Source organism: Macrococcoides bohemicum (assembly GCF_016865215.1).
GTDB classification, from domain to species: Bacteria; Bacillota; Bacilli; order Staphylococcales; family Staphylococcaceae; genus Macrococcoides; species Macrococcoides bohemicum.
Genome location: NZ_CP054482.1, coordinates 449286 through 468179, shown reverse-complemented (window position 1 = coordinate 468179; position 18894 = coordinate 449286). Strand labels below are relative to the sequence as shown.

At 34.7% G+C, this 18894-nt stretch carries 19 protein-coding genes; 3 read left to right on the top strand and 16 right to left on the bottom strand.

From position 1 onward, the window contains the following. Positions 1-52: 52 nt before the first annotated feature. The 3 genes from HT586_RS02540 to HT586_RS02530 are packed head-to-tail and all read right to left on the bottom strand — an operon-like array spanning position 53 to position 3211. Positions 53-1360, bottom strand: coding sequence for an MFS transporter (locus HT586_RS02540; protein ID WP_133354265.1), 1308 nt, complete (start codon positions 1358-1360; stop codon positions 53-55). Between the two features lie 48 nt (positions 1361-1408). Further along, positions 1409-2140: a KinB-signaling pathway activation protein gene (locus HT586_RS02535; protein WP_203546170.1), complete on the bottom strand. Its 732-nt coding sequence runs from the start codon at positions 2138-2140 to the stop codon at positions 1409-1411. 12 nt (positions 2141-2152) lie between these two features. Next, positions 2153-3211 (bottom strand): Mrp/NBP35 family ATP-binding protein, encoded by a 1059-nt coding sequence (locus HT586_RS02530; protein ID WP_203546169.1) that lies wholly within the window; start codon positions 3209-3211, stop codon positions 2153-2155. Between the two features lie 171 nt (positions 3212-3382). Between HT586_RS02530 and HT586_RS02525 the strand changes: the two genes are divergently transcribed. Further along, positions 3383-4840: an alpha-amylase gene (locus HT586_RS02525; protein WP_188018138.1), complete on the top strand. Its 1458-nt coding sequence runs from the start codon at positions 3383-3385 to the stop codon at positions 4838-4840. Positions 4841-4899: 59 nt separating this feature from the next. Here HT586_RS02525 and HT586_RS02520 read toward each other — a convergent pair whose 3' ends face one another. The 5 genes from HT586_RS02520 to HT586_RS02500 all read right to left on the bottom strand — a co-directional run bounded on the left by HT586_RS02520 (position 4900) and on the right by HT586_RS02500 (position 8357). Next, positions 4900-5763, bottom strand: coding sequence for an IS3 family transposase (locus tag HT586_RS02520; RefSeq protein WP_232618444.1), 864 nt, complete (start codon positions 5761-5763; stop codon positions 4900-4902). 11 nt (positions 5764-5774) lie between these two features. Continuing rightward, positions 5775-6302 carry a helix-turn-helix domain-containing protein gene (locus HT586_RS02515; RefSeq protein WP_203545555.1) on the bottom strand — a complete coding sequence of 176 codons (528 nt, stop codon included), beginning with the start codon at positions 6300-6302 and terminating at the stop codon, positions 5775-5777. 67 nt (positions 6303-6369) lie between these two features. Next, positions 6370-7344, bottom strand: a complete 975-nt coding sequence (locus HT586_RS02510) for a VOC family protein (protein WP_188018137.1) — start codon at positions 7342-7344, stop codon at positions 6370-6372. A gap of 67 nt (positions 7345-7411) precedes the next feature. After that, a complete protein-coding gene (locus HT586_RS02505; RefSeq protein ID WP_096077334.1) occupies positions 7412-7822 on the bottom strand; it encodes a MarR family winged helix-turn-helix transcriptional regulator in 411 nt (136 codons plus the stop codon). Between the two features lie 64 nt (positions 7823-7886). Then, positions 7887-8357 (bottom strand): SepA family multidrug efflux transporter, encoded by a 471-nt coding sequence (locus HT586_RS02500; protein WP_203546168.1) that lies wholly within the window; start codon positions 8355-8357, stop codon positions 7887-7889. 206 nt (positions 8358-8563) lie between these two features. On the opposite strand from HT586_RS02500, the gene galE reads away from it, so the two are divergent. Continuing rightward, positions 8564-9538, top strand: a complete 975-nt coding sequence (galE, locus tag HT586_RS02495; protein ID WP_096077336.1) for a UDP-glucose 4-epimerase GalE — start codon at positions 8564-8566, stop codon at positions 9536-9538. A 47-nt stretch (positions 9539-9585) separates the two neighbouring features. Here the strand turns inward: galE and HT586_RS02490 are convergent, their stop codons facing one another. From HT586_RS02490 to HT586_RS02460, 7 genes are all read right to left on the bottom strand, one after another. Then, on the bottom strand, positions 9586-11151 hold the full coding sequence (locus tag HT586_RS02490; protein ID WP_238999299.1) for an amidohydrolase: 1566 nt from the start codon (positions 11149-11151) through the stop codon (positions 9586-9588). Positions 11152-11210: 59 nt separating this feature from the next. After that, entirely contained in the window at positions 11211-12179 is a 969-nt protein-coding gene (gene ypfJ, locus HT586_RS02485; RefSeq protein ID WP_096077337.1) for a KPN_02809 family neutral zinc metallopeptidase, read from the bottom strand. A 92-nt stretch (positions 12180-12271) separates the two neighbouring features. Continuing rightward, positions 12272-13363 carry an efflux RND transporter periplasmic adaptor subunit gene (locus tag HT586_RS02480; RefSeq protein ID WP_203546167.1) on the bottom strand — a complete coding sequence of 364 codons (1092 nt, stop codon included), beginning with the start codon at positions 13361-13363 and terminating at the stop codon, positions 12272-12274. Positions 13364-13479: 116 nt separating this feature from the next. Next, complete coding sequence (locus HT586_RS02475) at positions 13480-13728, bottom strand: hypothetical protein (protein ID WP_096077339.1); 249 nt, start codon at positions 13726-13728, stop codon at positions 13480-13482. An 11-nt stretch (positions 13729-13739) separates the two neighbouring features. Then, entirely contained in the window at positions 13740-14921 is a 1182-nt protein-coding gene (locus tag HT586_RS02470; protein WP_188018131.1) for a UTP--glucose-1-phosphate uridylyltransferase, read from the bottom strand. 61 nt (positions 14922-14982) lie between these two features. Then, on the bottom strand, positions 14983-15486 hold the full coding sequence (locus tag HT586_RS02465; RefSeq protein ID WP_096077341.1) for a metal-dependent hydrolase: 504 nt from the start codon (positions 15484-15486) through the stop codon (positions 14983-14985). Positions 15487-15832: 346 nt separating this feature from the next. After that, a complete protein-coding gene (locus HT586_RS02460; protein WP_203546166.1) occupies positions 15833-16525 on the bottom strand; it encodes a hypothetical protein in 693 nt (230 codons plus the stop codon). Positions 16526-16690: 165 nt separating this feature from the next. Here HT586_RS02460 and rarD point away from each other — a divergent pair, with 165 nt between their 5' ends. Continuing rightward, entirely contained in the window at positions 16691-17596 is a 906-nt protein-coding gene (gene rarD / locus HT586_RS02455; protein ID WP_133354281.1) for an EamA family transporter RarD, read from the top strand. An 18-nt stretch (positions 17597-17614) separates the two neighbouring features. On the opposite strand, the gene HT586_RS02450 is transcribed toward rarD, so the two are convergent. Continuing rightward, positions 17615-18778, bottom strand: a complete 1164-nt coding sequence (locus tag HT586_RS02450; protein WP_238999297.1) for a CynX/NimT family MFS transporter — start codon at positions 18776-18778, stop codon at positions 17615-17617. Between the last annotated feature and the right edge of the window lie 116 nt (positions 18779-18894).

Here is an 18894-nt window from a genome sequence, read left to right as displayed (position 1 = left end):
CTGTTAAGCAAAATAAAACAGCGATTGAACAAGCATTCAATCGCTGTAAAGATTATTGAACCGCCTTATTTTTAAAGACGAATTGATAGACGATGATTAAGAATAAGGCCACTAAAATACCGAATATCATATTATTATCTATCGTAGTAAATACATTACTGTAATAGAAGAAGGACATAATAATCGATCCAGTTGTTGAACCGATAAACTTAAGTAAACTATAAGTACTCATCATGCTACCTAATTGGTGAGGTGCTGCACTTTCCTGTATCGTTACAATATTTTTAGTAAATACAGTACCAAAAGATAGGCCCAAAAATGCTGATGCTATCGTTACTGCTATCGCATGATCAAAAATGAATATGATCGTACTTCCTATAATCATATATAAGAAACTTAATTGATAGACACGTTGTATAGTAAGTTTTGTTTCGAGTGTCTTCAATACAAATGTTGAAAGCAACCAGAATATCGAAATCGTAAACGTAGTCAGTCCAGCAAGCAAAGGACTTAATCCCTTTTCTGTCTGAAGGTAAATTGGCAGAAAAATATTTGTCCCCATCATGATGATCGCATATAGCATATCCGTACCCATCACGATGCCTATCCTCTTATTAAAAGCTTTCACCGGGATAAATGGTTCATCGATCCTGCTTTCATATTTTATGAATATGATTAATGTCATCATCGCTAATATAAATAAAGCAACATGAATAAACCAATGTGTTTCTATTAATAATGCACAAAGCAAACTGCCAAGAAAGATATAAAAGTATATCAACCCTTTAAAATCAAATTTACTTTCCTGTTTCATTTCTTCAAACTTAAAATATTTAATAACAAGGACTATTGCTAAAAGCGCTAACGGCACATTGACGTAGAATAAATAACTCCAATTAAGGTAAGTAAGAATAAGCCCACCGAGTATCGGTCCAATGATACTCGAGATACCCCATACAGAACCAACGATTCCCATCACTTTATAGCGGTATGGAATTTCAAACGCTATCTTCGGGATGATATTCCCCATCGTCATCATAATTCCTGCACCTAATCCCTGCACTAATCTTGATGCAAGTAGCATTTCAAATGTAAACGATAGTCCAGATAGCATACTGCCGATAATAAAGACAATAATACCAAGTAGCATTAAACGTTTAGCCCCTAATCGTTTCATCAGTTCTCCAACAATAGGCGTTACGATAACAATTGCTATCATGTAAGTAGTAAAAATCAATGCGAGTGACTGCGTTGCATTTAAATCTTTCCCAATCGCAGGTGTCGCGAGTGATATTATTGATGTTTCAATCGCACTCATAAACATAATAATCACTAATGCGCTAATCAATCCTCTTTTCATCTTATCCCTCCATAGGAAAAATCAGATTAAACTTGCGTCTAATCTGATTTATCTTTTCTTTCTATTTGATTTCTTTTTCTTATGGGATACAACTTGTGTTGATTGTGACTGCTTTATATTCTGTACAGTTTCAGTAACAGGTTCTTCCCATGTACCTCTCGCTATTTTACGCGCTTTACGTTCTTCAAATGATAAACGATTGTACTTTGGCAGCGATAATAGTTGAAATGCATTACATAACAGCAAACTAAATATCGTGCAATATAGCCACATCATATCTTTTACTTTTAAAAATGGAATCAATTCTACCGTTGTCATCACGACCATAAAGAACATTGCCGGAATAAATACATTCTTTCCTGTGAGTTTGTTCTTATAAATTGCCACTGCGATACCAAAAATAACGATAAGCAATGGAATCCAGATAAATTTCAAGATATCTCCGTCCTGTTTACCGAAACGTAAATATCTGAAATATACTAGATCAATAATCGCAAACAATATAATTACGACCTGAATAGCATTCCATCCGTTCTTGAATATTCCTTGACCCATTTGATGGATAAAGAGATAAGCAAAAAATGCCAGTTGTGAAATAGATGCAATCAGCAAACCATATCCCATAAACCATACAAGTGCGGCTAAAAACTCACCCATTTCACCTTTTACTAAGTAAACTGTTAGTTTGTCATATCCGAAAACTAAACTCACTAGCACTGTACAAACAAGGCCGATTAATAAAGTAATACCGTAAAATTTACCTAAATTCTTTAAAGTCACTTTAATACCTCATTACTTTTCTTCTGTTTTATTAATAATACGTTCTGCCATATTTAAATAAATTTGACCTAATTGATGATCTTCAGCATAAACTGACGGTGCAAAAGCTTCTTCAGTCCAGTCAGGTTGTGCAAGTGGTAATTGTCCGATTAATTCTGTATTTAACTCAGATGCTAACTTCTCTCCGCCACCTTTACCAAATACATACTCTTTCTCTCCTGTCACTTTGCTTTCAAAGTATGACATGTTCTCCACTACACCTAATATTTCATGATCAGTATGTAATGCCATAGCACCCGCACGTGCTGCAACAAATGCTGCTGTCGGATGAGGAGTTGTTACAATAATTTCTTTACTCTTCGGTAACATTGTATGAACGTCGAGTGCCACGTCACCTGTACCTGGTGGTAAATCTAAAAGGATATAATCTAATTCTCCCCAATTCACTTCCTGGAAGAAGTTATTGATCATTTTACCTAACATTGGACCACGCCAAATGACAGGGGTATTCTCTTCTACGAAAAATGCCATTGAAATAACTTTTACCCCGAAACGCTCAACTGGTTTAATTCTATTCCCTTCAATTTCAGGTTTTTCTGAAATACCCATCATATCAGGTACACTAAATCCGTATATATCCGCATCGACTAACCCAACACGCTTTCCTAATCGTGCTAATGCAACTGCTAAGTTAACAGAAACTGTAGATTTACCTACGCCACCTTTACCTGAAGCAATCGCAATAAAATTCACTTTATCATCGGGTGAAATTAATCGTTCAATTTCTGATGAAGTTTGACCACGGAATTGTTCTAAAGCTTCATCATCTAATTGCTCAAAACGAAGTCCTACAGTATTTGCTCCATTTTCTTTTAATACTTCAACGATCTTCGTTTGTAGATCTAGCTGTTCTTGTCCACCAAGTTTAGCAATTCCAATCTTAACTGAAACATGATTCTTTTCTTCTTTAATAGAAACTTCTTTCACACCGCCAGTTTCTTTCAATGGAATATTCACAACTGGATCATTTAACTTTTCGATTAATTCAATAACTTGTTCTTTTGTCAGCACAATAAACGCTCCTTCTCATTTCTAATAGCTATAGTTTAACAAAAGATTGTCACTTTGTATAAATTTATTTCTTATTCTAGGTTATATTCTATTAAAAGGGCTATAATAGATTACGGATTAAATTGAAAATAATTAAGATATACATATGGTACACATTTAAAGGAGAACACTATGACTAAAAACTACACAATTATGCAATATTTTGAATGGCATACAAACGATGACGGTAATCACTGGAACAGATTAAAGGATGAAGCTGCAGCACTCAAAGAAAAAGGATTTGATGCAATCTGGTTGCCACCCGCAACTAAAGCTGACCATGTAACGAATACCGGCTATAGCGTATATGATTTATACGACTTAGGAGAATTCGACCAAAAAGGACAGGTTCGAACTAAATACGGCACGAAAGAAGAATTAATCGCAGCAATCGAAGCACTTCATGAACAAGATATTAAAGTTTATGCCGATGTCGTTCTAAATCATAAAGCTGGTGCTGACGAAGCTGAAACTGTACGCGTTGTAGAAGTTGATCCAAATGACAGAAATTCCGAAATTTCAGAGCCATTTGATATCGATGCGTTTACAAAGTTCTATTTTCCGGGTCGTAATAAAAAATACAGTGCATTTGAATGGAACTACACGCATTTCAATGGTACTGATTATGACCATCGTACAGAACGAACTGGTATATTTAAAATTTTAGGCGAGAATAAAGACTGGAATGAAAATGTCGATCAGGAAAAAGGTAACTTCGATTATCTAATGTTTACAAATGTTGATTACCAACATCCCGACGTACGCGATGAGACGATCAACTGGGGAAAATGGTTTACTGATACATTAAATATTGATGGTATGCGTCTTGATGCTGTTAAACATATCGAGAGTTATTTTATACGTGACTTTATACACGCAATGCGTGAACATCGCGGACAAGATTTCTATTTTGTCGGTGAATTCTGGAATCCGGATCTTGAAGTGAACGAGAACTTTTTAGATGAAGCTGAATATAGCTTAGATTTATTCGATGTAAGACTACACTTTAACTTTAAAGCCGCTTCAGAAGGTGGCGCTGCTTATGATCTACGTCAAATATTTGATGGCACTATAGTTAAAGAGAACCCTGAACATGCAGTAACCTTTGTAGACAATCATGATTCTCAACCAGGTGAAGCTTTAGAATCATTTGTTAAAGATTGGTTTAAACAATCTGCATACGCACTTATCTTACTTCGTGAAGATGGTTTCCCTTGTGTATTCTATGGCGATTATTATGGTATCGGTGGAGATCATCCAATCGACGGTAAACAGATGGCGATTGATCCGTTACTCTATGTCCGTAAATTAAAAGCTTATGGCCAGCAAGATGATTACTTCGATCATCCAAATGTTGTCGGCTGGGTTAGACGTGGATATGCCGAAGATAAATCAGGATGTGCTGTCATCATTAATAACAGTGAACAACCTGCCGAAAAACAAATGTTTGTTGGTGAAGATCGTGCCGGACAAACTTGGTATGACTATACCGACACAATTGAAGAAGGTGTAGTCATCGATGAAAAAGGTAACGGCATCTTCAAAGTAAATCCAGGCAGTGTGTCTGTATATTGCGAAAAAGAAGCATAATTAAAAAGATGACTGATCAATTACATTGATGTAGTGAACCCAAAAAGTTGAACTTTTTATTAAGCTACTTTCATTAAAGCAAGATTTCTGTATTCTACAGGAGTCTTGCTTTTTAATTTTCTCTTCTTTCTGACTAAATTATAATACTCCATATAGTCAATAATCTCCTCTTCTAGTTCATCATAAGAATCAAATGTTTCTCCATAAAACATTTCTTGTTTTAAAATACCAAAGAAATTCTCCATCGGAGAATTATCAAGACAATTACCTTTTCTAGACATGCTTTGAATAATTCTATTCTTTTTCAAAGTTTGTACCCAAGATTTATGCTGATATTGCCACCCTTGATCGGAATGGATTGTAGTTCTATAGGGAAGGTCTGGAATTACATTAATTGCTTTTAACAATGATTCCATAACGAATTCCAATGTTGGACGCTTACTAATTGAATAAGAAATAATCTCTTTCGAACATACATCAAAAATTGTTGACAGATATAGCTTAGTTCCATTTTTAATGTTGAATTGTGTTACATCAGTAAGTAATTTTTGATATGGGCGATTAGTTACGAATCTACGATTCAATTTATTCTTAGCTGTTTTGCCAACTTTCCCTTTGTACGACTTATATGTTCTATTTCTATGCTTAAACTTTGTACAAAGTAAATTATTTTCTCTCATTATTCTAAGAACTTTTTTATGGTTAACTACAAAACCTAACTCTCTTAGTTCGTCGGTTACTGTACGATAACCTATCCTATTTTTATGTTTGTTAATGATTTCTTTAATCAAAGTAATTAAATAATTGTCTTTATGTTTAGTGACACTAAGTCGTAATTTCCAATAATGGTATACACTTTTCGCTATCATAGCTACTGATAATATTTCTTTTAACTTATAGTTAGATTCATTCCTTAACTCAATAATAGCAGCTACTATTTCTTTGTTTGATTTTTTCGAGCTAAGGATTGTAACTTTTTTTCGAGAGCAATTGCGATTTCTAATCTCCTGTTTTCCTCACGTAAGCGTATTAATTCTTGTCGTTCACTTTCGTTTAAACTAGTGTTATCAACCTTTTTATTTTTCATAGTTTTAGACGCACGACCCTTCGGTTTTGATTCTAAACCTAGGATACCATATTGATTGTATTTCATCTGCCACTGAGCTATTAAAGTAGGATTAGTAATATCAAAGATTCTAGCAGTTTCTTTATATGAAAGTTGATTAGTAATTCTATACTGAATGATTCTTAATTTTTCATCTGTTGAATATTTCTTTCTGGTCATACTGGATATAAGACCGTCAATACCGAAGGTATCAAATTGGTAAGTCCATGTTTTTAGTTGTGAAGGAACGATATCATATTTGTTACTTAATGAATCATAACCCATATTTCCTTCTTTATATTCTTTGATTAGTTTTAATTTAAAATCAAGATCATGCTTTTTATTCAAAATAAACACCCCTAAAGTTGAATTTTAAGGTTCAACTTTAGGGGTGCACTTCATGATCAGTCATCTTTTTCTTTTATTATAAATGTTTCACTTCAGGTAGTGGTTTAACCTGTGATTCAATCCATTCGCGCTTTTCTTCAAGGAATGGCGGTAATGAAAGACTTTCACCTAATGATTCAAGCGGCTCATTAACATCAAATCCCGGACCATCCGTTGCAAGTTCTATTAATATGCCTTGTCGCGTTCTAATATAAAGCGATTTAAAGAAATGACGATCTACGAAACCGCTTGATGATATATTATTCTCTTTAATAAAATCTATCCACTCTTGTAATTCATCTTCGTCTTTAACACGTAGAGCAACGTGATGCATGCTACCTTTACCTGGACGTTCTTTGGCTTCAGTATTATGCACTACTTGCAATTCATCCCCTGTACCACCAAGGTCTGAACTAAACGTTAGTATTTCCTGTTGTGTGACTGGATGCACAAATGTTCCTGTACTTCTATAGCCGAATATTTCTGTTAATACACTACTAAATCCTTCTGCATCTTGAACATCCATCTTAAACGGACCAAGACCTGTAATTCCAAATTCAACGGGTACAATACTTTTCTCCCATGGTGTACCTGCAGCTACACCCGAATTTGTACGGTCAGAAACTAACGCGAGACGTTGACCTTCAAAATCTTCAAACTCTAATGTTAGTCTATCATTCATCTCAATTGGTGCATCATGATGCACATTATATTGCTCAAAGCGTTCTTTAAAATAATGTATCGCTTCATCGCTTTTTACGCGCAATGCTATTTGCGAAATACTATTTGTCCCGCGATATGTGTTGCCGACGTTCGGAATTTCAAAGAATGTAATGTCTGTTCCAGGATTTGCCACGCCATCTGCATAGAATAGATGATACATTGACGGATCATCCTGGTTTACTGTCTTCTTCACTAAACGCATTCCTAATATCTCAGTGTAAAATACTAAATTTTTTGCAGCATCTTTTGTAATACCTGATGCATGATGTTGTCCCAATATTTTTCTCATGATTATCTACCTCTTTTAATTTTAAGATTTTATATTTAATTTATATTTAGTCTAAATCTAATCGTTATTATCTATGTTTAATCTTTCGAAGCAACTGTAATAATTCTTTTTGTTCGTCCTGATCAAGCCCACCGAAAAGTTCTTCCTGCAATGCAGTGTGTCTAGGTCTCAGTGTTTCAACAACGCGTTTCCCTTCGTGGGTTAATCGTATATACTTCACTTTCCACTCCTGAGAACGTTCTATTAACCCATCTGCTTCTAATTTCTTAAGTAAATGCGTAATATTCCCTTTCGTGACAAACATTAATTCTGATAGTTCATTTTGTGTACATCCAGGATGTGTATCTATTTGATTTAAACAATCGAAGTGACTGGATGAATAACCTGTCTCTTTTAATTGTTCGTTAATTTCTTTCAGAATATCGTTATAGATGCGTGCAATATTAAGCCAGACAAGATAACTTCTATTGGTTTCCATCTTCTCACCTCATTTATCAGTTTAACATTAAACTGATAAATATCAATAGACTAGCACTGAAGTACTAGTCATCTTCTTTATTCAAATCTTCACTGTCAGGATAGAATATTTCAGTTAAATAATACAGCAAACTTATGACTGCCAGGATAACAAAGAAATTTATCTTGATATGCTGGTAGTTAATATGAACACCAAAATAAAACACGATTGTTGATAAACCAATCGTCAATAGATGGAAATACCATCCTTGAAAATATTTATTATCAGATTGCATGCGTTTTACGTCATCTAATATATATTCTATGACGACAAGCAGGAAATAACCTATCGCAATATATGAACCATAATAGAAACTATTATCCATCATATTCTCATTATATGTAAATTCAGCCAACTTGAAATATATAAGGATACGACTTAAACCATACATTCCAAACGTAATCATCAAAATAAATGAGGCACCGGAGATCAATACAACTGATAAAACAAATAAAATCGTGAATATAGAACCTTTAGGAAATTTAAATTGTTTCATCAACTGCCCTCCTCATTACTTTTCCAATTTCCTTTTTTGTGCTAAATAATCTAAATATAGATTAACAAAGTATTTCGTTTTTGTGTAAAATAAAATAAACAAGGTTTTTATTTTACGTTTCAGTAAAATTTATACTTTTAATATTTGTTCTATTGAATTTTATTGTATAATAAAGGAATAACTTAATCGTTAAAGGAGATTTACACATGAACACTATATTGGTTACTGGTGGTGCTGGTTATATCGGATCACATACAGTTACAAAGTTACTTAATTCTAATTATAACGTAATTGTGGCTGACGACCTATCAACAGGGCACAGAGATGCAGTTGATAGCCGTGCAAAGTTTTATCAATGTGATGTAAGCGATGAGAAACAGTTCTCAAAAATATTTGATTTTGAACAGATTGATGCAGTCTTACATTGTGCTGGAAAGATTGTCGTAAGTGAGTCTGTAAAAGATCCATTAAAATATTTTGAACATAACGTATGTGGATTAAATAGTGTATTACGTGTTATTGCGGAAAAAGGTGTTAACAAATTTATGTTCTCATCAACTGCCTCTATCTATGGAAATAATTCATTTAATATTAAAGCAGTGGAATCTACACCTATTGCTCCAACCAACCCTTATGCTGAATCAAAACATATCGGTGAACAAATGATTCACTGGGTAAGTGAAAGATATGGCATCAATTACGTTATCTTTAGATATTTTAATGTGGCTGGAGCAATGCTGGATGGCTCTAATGGACTGCGCACTAAAAATCCAACGCACTTAATCCCTTCTATTAACAGCACATTGCTCGGGAAAAGAGAAGTGTTCGAAATCTTTGGCGATGATTACAAAACAGAAGATGGTACGTGTATTCGAGACTTTATCCATGTCTTCGACCTTGCAAAAGCACATCAACTTGGAATGGATTATTTATTTAACAATGGTACATCAACTGTATTTAACTTAGGTACAGAACAAGGTTATTCAGTAAAACAAGTTGTAGATGCGGCTCAAAAAGTAACCGGCCTAGCACTTAACAAAAAGATATCAGAACGTCGTGGTGGAGACCCGGATTTCGTGCTTGCGAATGCTACGAAAGCACGTGCAACACTTAACTGGACACCTGAATATACTTTAGATGATATGATTCTTTCTGATTATAACTGGCGAAAGAAATTATAGATTAATTTTAAAAGTGCCACACATCAAATTGTGTGACACTTTTTTGATTAGTTTATATTTTCAACGTTGTAAATCTGCTTTCCATCAATCACTGTACCAGCAACTTCTACTTTATGTAACTGAAGTCTATCTACTTTAAAAGGATCCTCTTTAAGTATTGTAAAATCAGCTATCTTACCTTCCTCAATCGTTCCATATTCTGATATATTATCTGCAACTTTAGCCGCTTCAGTCGTATAAAGGGATATCGCTTCAAACACACTTAGTGCTTCGACCATATTATAGCCATCACTCTTGTCCTCTGCTGCTTTACGATTTACTGCAGCAGCAATGCCTGACATCGGTCTGAAATCTTCTATCGGACTATCAGAACCTCCTCCGCAAATAATGCCTTTATCAAGTAATGACTTCCATGGATAGCTGTAACGGATACGCGAAGTACCAACTCTTTCGATTGCCCATGGAAAATCAGAGGCAACAAACATCGGCTGTATATCACATATTATATTAAGACGCGCCATTCTTTCGATTAAATCTTCTCTTAAGAAACTCACATGAATCAATCTATCTCGCCCACTACGTGGTGGATGAGCTTCTATCGCATCAAGCACCATTTCAACAGCTTTATCACCTATCATATGTACCGCGATATTTATATCTAAATCTCGCGCTTTTTTCACTTGCTCAGCAAGTTCGTCTGACGTATAGATTGCGAGTCCATATGTATCTTCATCACTATACGGTTCACTAAACAAAGCAGTTCTACCGCCTAATGCTCCATCTGCATAGAATTTCATCGCATCTGGTCTGAAATAATCATTATAATCAAAATCATATTGAACGACGTCTTCAATGACATCCGTATGACGCAAAATATTTAATCTAAAAGGATTATCCTTATTAATAACATTTTGATAAGCATTCAATACATCTTTGAAATCATTATAGTAAGCAAGATCCTCTGTATGAACACCTGTTAAACCTGCTTGAGTAAATTGCTGTACTGCATATTCAACATGTCCTGTTAGTGACGCTTCATCTTCTATTGATGCAACTTCAAACATTGCTTCCATGGCATTATCATGCACCCAACCGTTCAACATGCCGTCTACCTTTTCATAATGACCACCTGGCATATCAGCTACATTGTCATTGATATTAAAATACTCAAAAACACTTGAATTAACGATTGCTGCATGTCTGCAAACACGCTTGATAATCACCTTCTTGTCAGTGATTGCATCAATATCATCTTTCGTTATTTTATATCCATCTAATTGATTTTCATTGTACCCTTCGCATATTAAAAAGCTACCGTCATCCATATTTTCAGTTGCATTACGAATCTTTTCGATGATAATCTCTATGTCATCATCATCTTTAAAGTTCACACCTCTCAGTGCAATTCCTGTTCCAACAAGATGAATATGAGTATCTACAAAACCCGGAAACATTGCTTTACCGTTTAAATCTATGTATCTAACATCTTTTAATTCCGGTACTTCTTGATAAATCGCTTTTATGCGATTGCCATCAACAAGCACTGCCTGAACAGTTTCATTATCATGCTTCATTGTATAGATTGGACCGTTAAAATATAATTCCAAGATCATCCCTCCAAATAAAAAAAGATATACTAATTAATATTAGTATACCTTAATTATCTGAAGATTTAAAATTCTAATCCTAAAGCTTTAAATGTATCACCTTCACTTAAATCGCCGGCTTCATAACCTTTTTTAAACCATTTCATACGGTCAGCACTTGATCCATGTGTAAATGTATCTGGATTTGCTCTACCAATTGCTTTTTCCTGAATAGTATCATCACCTACAGCATGCGCTGCTTTAATCGCTTCTTCCAGGTCCCCTTCATCAGTGTAACCCATTTCCTGTGCATGTTTCGCATACACACCAGCTAAATAGTCTGCCTGTAACTCAACTGCTACTGAATATTTATTGTATTCAGTTTCAGATAATTGATTTCTTAATTGGTGGAATTTCGGTAGGATACCTAATTCATTTTGTACGTGGTGACCTACTTCGTGTGCAATAACGTAAGCCATCGCAAAGTCTCCAGGTGCATTAAACTTTTTATCTAATTCATCCATGAAAGATAAATCAATATAAACTTTTTGATCTGTCGGACAGTAGAAAGGTCCCATCTGTGCACTTGCATTACCACAGCCTGAACGGACACCATCCGTATATAGCACTAGTTTAGGTTCAGTATATGTACGATCATATTTCTTAAATAATTCATGCCATACATCTTCAGTATCTTTAAGAACAACTGAAGCGAACTGGCCACGTTCATCTAATGACTGTTCAGTCTTAGTATCTACTTGCTCAGCCTCTTTCTTTACGTTACCTGTTTCAAACGGATTATCTTGAGAGCCAGAACCACCAGATGTTGCCCCATTGTCTTGCGTTTGTTCTTGTTGTGATGAATCTCCACCAAGAACACCACCTAAATCTCCAGGATTACCACCCATTAAAACGAAAATTATCATTACAACAATACCTAAACAACCCATTCCGCCTCCGCCGATAACCATCGGGCTACCGCCGCCTGAGAATCCGCCACCAGATCCTCTAGCATCTTCAACGTTCGAACTACCTTGTCGCCCTTGCCATTTCATATATGTTCCCCCTACTCGGTTGATTGCTTACATAATAGTTAATATTAAGTACCCTAAATTGCTATGTCGCAATCATAAAAATGTTACAAAATTTATTTAAACGCTTTTATTGCATCGATTGAAGATAGGCCTTCGACGACAAGGTACTGACCATTTGCAAATCGTTTCACTTTAACTTTCTCTTCATTTACCTGATCACCATATATTTTATTGACGTAATATTCTTTTACCGGGTGTGCTAGCTTCTTTTTATTTTTATGTGTTATTAACTTTTTCTTCACGTATCGCTCCGGTAACCAAATATGATCTTTATAGGATAGATGAATCTTAACTTTCATCTTATCTCCGACATAAAGATTTTTATGATGATCTAAACTACCTTGATATAAAAAGCGCTGTGTATTAGATTCAGGATTTACTGCTACCTCTTCATATGTATCCACAGTTCCATTGTATAATTTATCTTTGTTTTGCACGTGTTTAGCATCAAACTTCAATCCTTCTTCAAGGAAGTCAATCTGCTTTCTACTTGTTGTACCTTCTACAAAGTACTTCTTATCTGTCACAACGAGAATTGGTTTTGTCTGTGCTTTTTCTGAGAATTTCTCTATTTGAGCCTTATCCAGTTTAACAACTCTTCCGTCAGTACTTGCCTTAACTGTTAAATCATCAATTTTTCCTGAAATTTGTGTCTGCTTTTCCTTTAATATATCAATATTGTTCTCTGCTTTAGATAGTTCAGAATCCAGCCAGTTTAACTGAGCTTCAATTTCATCAAGCTTATTTTGAGAAGAAGTATCACTTTGGACCATTTCCATCGCCAGGATTTGTCCTTCTATCTGATCTTTTTCTATCATCTTATTATCTAATGAAAGCCCAACTTCTTTTTCTTTAGAGAACAGGGATTCATCATTATATGTGAACAATGGATCACCTTTTTGTACGGTATCCCCTAGTTCCACATGCATTTGAACCGCTTCTTTCTGTTCACCTTCCTGAAAATAGTTCGATAAGTTCAGCTTAACTTTACCATCGACATTTAATACGTGTGTCTTTATTCGTTCATCAATTTCAATCGTATTCTTCTTGTCCTGCTCTTTTAAGTATAAAAATATGACACTTGCTAATACTAATGCAAGTACAATTAACGATAAGACAACCGGCAAAAACCATTTATTCTTCATTACATTCACACGCCCTATGCCTAAAATTTCAATTTATAATGCAAATAACATTACACATCGTTTATTACTTTAATATATACATCCAGAAGATTTAATTTTCTGTTATTAAATTTAAGTTATTTAATGATACGGTCATCATCTGATTTAATATGTGAATTAAAATCATCCATATTAATCTTTTTTTGAGATTGATAATACTTATACGTTAGTCCGATAAGCATTAAAGCAGCAAATAAAGATACAAATCCCATCCAGCTAACTTCTCCGCGTCCGGGACCAAGAATGTAATAGTATGATAAATAGAGATTTATAGCCACAAGTGCTAACATCATGATGATGACATAAATATGTGTTTTAGATTTCAAGTACTTCACCTCTACAATAATTTATTATTGATTAAGTCCTGTCGCGCTGTTTCAACACTATCTTTACCTTCTTTATTTTTTAACGGACTAAATTCACTTGCACGATCAACTTGTAGTGTCTTAAATGATTGACCGTAACGGAAGATGTCAAAATAAAACTTCTCAAACTTTAATGTTGATTGCTTTACAGGATTTAAATCACTGTCTAATTGCTCTAAATTTTTGATTGCTAAGTGATATGGTAATTCACTTTCAGCATGCGCTATTAAATAATCTAATTTAAAGATGTGAATACCAATATTTGCGTTACGATATGTATTCTCTTCACCTTCAGGTAATTCAGTGTACTCCATAACTTGTTTAACACCTTCAACTTCAATAACACGTCCTACACTTTCATTATCCTTAGCTGCAATTGTCTTTGTAGTAACATCTGACTGACTGTCTACTGCTAATCCACAAAGCATTGGATCTAACACTTTTACGAGAACATTATCAATATTATTGATATAAAGATATTCTACGCCTTTATCCTTTAAATCTTTATTTACACCAGATGAATGCAATGCTTCAAAAATACCACCATTTCCATTCGGCGTTGTAAGAAGTGATTGTTCTTTATTTAATAATAATTCACCTGACTCACTCAATGCCACGATATTCGGTTGCTTAAAGAACGTAATATTTTCTTTTGGCATACCAAAATAATGATGTGCTTCAAAGTAAGCTAATGTTTCCTCGTGATTAATGTCACTTGTCATAATCGTCCATGGCATATTGATGTTATATGTTTCATTATAAGCAATAATTTGTTCAGCCTGAAATTCAAACAAACTTTTCCCATCAAATTCAAATGTACCTTTAGGCCCTGGATGTTCTAAACGTGTACCTTGACCACCAGCCATCAATACAGGTGCTATTTTAAGTTGTCTAATTGCTTCTAATCCTTTTTCTTTATATGTATTTCGTATTTCTTCTGACAATTCATCTTTGATGATTGTCTCAACGTCTTTAATTTCACCTTGTGGTAACTTTACCTCTCGATTAACATAAACTTCATCATATAACTTTTTGATGCTATCAAAATTCTGCTGCTCCAGCATATTTTGTAACTCAACCTTTTTATCATTAGATAAGCGCTCTAATTGTGCAGCTAAAGTTGTATGACCGTATTGTTTTAATTTATTGTTCATCCGTGAAATTCTCCTTATACTTTATTATTTTAAAATTATGTTTATTCATATTTTATCATGATTAGTTTAGCCATACTAATGCTCTATGAAACATTTCTATATAAAATAGATACATCGTTAACACACTAAAAGTCGTTGCAAGTGACAAATCTAAAATCCCACCAGTCTTAAATGTAAAAGGGAAAACAATTTTCTTATCTATCGGGAAGAATAAAGTTACGCCACGCGGTGTTAACATATCTAATAACAAATGGCTGATTACACCGAGTACTGCACTGATCACATATATCGTATTAACATTCAGTACAATTAGTAATATACCTGTAAGTAACATAAAAAAGATTGAATGCGTCAGTGTACGATGTCCAAAAATAAGTGCAATTAACGAACTGATTGGCCATATCTTTTTCCCGAGCCTGCTACCAGCATGGCAAATATCAGGTACAATACTAAACAGTGCTGTAGTACCGATAATACCGGCAAAAGAACTGATATCATAAGCAGCATTCATCCCATAAGATGTGCCGATTAGCACACCGAGTGCTACATGCGTTTTTCCGGTCATTGGACACATCTCCTTCATATTTAACACTTCTGTGAAACACATCACATATTTATTGAAATATATTTCACATATTATTATACTAGCATTATAAGTCAATGAGTATTAAATAAATGAAATAACCCCCTTTATTTCGCCCAACTCATTCTAGTCAAATGTTTATGACTACATTTGAACACAAAAAATCGACTCATTTTAGTTTGAGTCGATTTTTTTATGTTCTTGTCATCCATTTTAAAGCTTCACGTTCTGACAATGGTGAGAGTTTAATGGAAAGTTATTTTTCATATAACTTTCCATCGAATGTTGATGTTCATTATTTTTTAGAGGATTGTATGCTGTTTTAATATCATTGATGGTTATCATCTGAATTGTCCTGCACTGCTGATCTCGATTGTTGCTTTGTATCTTCTTTTGTCAGCATATTTTTTTGTTCTGTCGTTTTCGATTCATTCGTTCTTATTTCATCAGATTCTGTTGTTTGTGGCGGTTCCGTTGTTGGTTCTGTTGTTTTTGGTTCTGTCGTTTTACCAGGTGTAACAGGGATGACTTCAGTTGTAATCGGGACAGTGCTCTTCTGTTCATTTGTGACCTTCTCTTGTTTCTCAATAATCTTCTCTTCAGTTTCGGTTTGAACTGCCAAATTACATTGACCACTTCTACAAATATAGCCCTCACTCGTCAGATTGTTCCATGCTTTTGAATATTCAGAGGTGTGACTAATGTCCTGACAATCAGCTTCTTTTTCTTTACCCGGGGTCACAAGACAAGTTCTTGCAAGATTATAGCGTTCTGTATCATAGCTTCTTGATGTTTGAACAGTTTTAGAAGTTGATGTACTGTTCTTGTCGTTCTTTTGCTTGTTACTATGCTTTTCTTTTTTCACTGTTTTTTTAGTTTCATCAGTCTCTTTCTTATCAACCGGTGGTTTTACTTTCACTTCTATATCAGGCTGATGATCGACTTTCTTAGGTTCTTCTTCTGCTTTCCCACATGCACAAAGTACTACTGACATAAGCAAAATACTTATCCACTTTTTCATTGTTTCTCTCCTTAGATGTATGAAATTAACAACATACAATGTAAGTATTATACCACATGCATTAAAAATGTGTAGAAACACTATTTATTCTGCACTTAAGCATCATTTAAGCATGACATAATAGAGTTTTGCTATGATGATGATAGAAAAGACGGAGGTGTATATATGCAGGAAAATACAAAAGGCGTACTCTACGCAGGTGGTGCATATTTATTATGGGGATTACTCCCTACGTATTGGCGCTCGGTCGATAGCTTCAACTCGTATGAGATATTATTTCATCGCGTTATCTGGTCAGCTGTATTCATGGTAATCTTGATTGTCGCATTAAAGAAATGGAGCACCTTTAAAACAGACACGAAAGCGTTATTCCATCGTAAAAAAGAATTGATTGCACTAATTGTTGCGAGTGTCGTAATTATGGTGAACTGGGGTATCTTTATCTGGGCGATCAACAACCACCATGTGTTGCAGGCAAGTCTTGGATATTACATCAATCCATTGATGAGTATCGCACTTGGATTTATATTTATGAAAGAACGTTTTAATTTATTAGAGACATTTGCGATTATCTTTGCAGCAATCGGTGTGCTTTATATGACGATGAGTAGTGGAACTTTCCCTCTCTTATCAATTATTCTTGCTTTGAGTTTTGCATTATATGGACTGATGAAGAAGTTTGTCAATATCGATGCCATCTATAGTATTGCGCTTGAAACAATCATTTCATTACCAGTTGCAATTGTTGGTCTCATACTGTTAGCGAAACAAGGCGAACAACACTTTGGTATGAATCATACGAGTTTTCTAATACTTTTTGCCGGAGTTGCTACTGCAGTGCCACTCATCATGTTTACTGCAGGTGCAAAGCGTATCCCATTATCTTTAATCGGCTTCTTACAATATATTTCACCAACCTTAATATTATTGCAAGGTGTCTTTTTGTTCGGGGAGTCATTTAGTATGACCGATCTTTTAACTTTCTTCTGTATATGGACGGGTCTTATCCTTTATAGTTACAGTAAATACATGCAATTTAAGACAATGAAACGTAAAAAACTGCTCAGTTAAAATCACTGAGCAGTTTTTCTATTCAAAGATATATTTATTCTGGCTTGAGATGAAAGCAAATATAAACATCAAAATGGTAATTACGAAGAACATAATATAACTCGGTGTGTGACTATTAAATACATCATGTAAATATCCGAGCAGCATAGGACCAATTGCTGCTACAAAATATCCAACCGATTGACCGAAGCCTGACAATTCAATCGCATCTTCAGTAGTCTTAGCACGTAGTGAGAAGAACAACATGCATAGACTAAATGCCGCACCACCTGCCAGACCAGTCGCTATCATGGCAATGACGATAAATATTGTCTTGCCGACTAACAATGCACTGAAGCCAATTAAAAATAATGCTGTAAATAAATACACAAGTGGACGTTGATTTTTCATTTTCATTGCAATAACAGGCATCAGGAATGTCATCGGTAATTGAGCAAACTGATTGAGCATTAAATAATAACCCGCTGCTTCCTGATCAACGCCATAAGACATTAAAATATCTGGAAACCAAGTAACAGTTGAATAAAAGTTCATCGACTGAAATCCCATCATTAAAGCAATTGCAATCGCAAGTTTAGATTTGTATATAGGACGCTTACTTTCTGTTACAGATAACCTTGGATTATACTTTAGTTGTGGCATCCATAGTAAAATACCAGCAATACTAAATAATATCCAGAACCCTAGTGAATACTGATATCCCCCATCATTAACCTTACTTAATGGCACACTTAAACCACCACCGATACCAGCTGTCATATTCATCGTCGCAGCAAATACACCCGTCATCAACCCCATCTGTTCAGGAAAACGCCATTTTACAAAGCTCGGAAGTATTACATTTCCTATTGCTATACCAATACCAATCAATACCGTACCCGTTAATAACATAGAGATGTCAGGAATAATACGAATGATAAGACCAAAGAGTAGAATAAACATGCCAATCATTAATGCAACACTCAGCCCTACAGAACGAGAGAAACGCGCCACAAACGGTGACACAATCCCGAACATAATCAGGGGAATCGTCGTTAGCATTCCAAGTAAGGATTTCGGAAGATCTAATGCATCACCTATTTCTGAAATCATCGGACCAATTGCTGTGAGCGGTGCTCGTAAAGTTGAAGCAACGACAACAACACCGAGTAGTAATACATACATTTGAAATTTTTTATTCAATATTATCCTCCTTAATTTCTGCCTTTCTATTGTTTGTTTTATTAATTCAATCATATCACGTAATTTTCATTCTTTTTCGGGAAAAAACATCGGTTTAATTGTAAGTCGTCACAAAA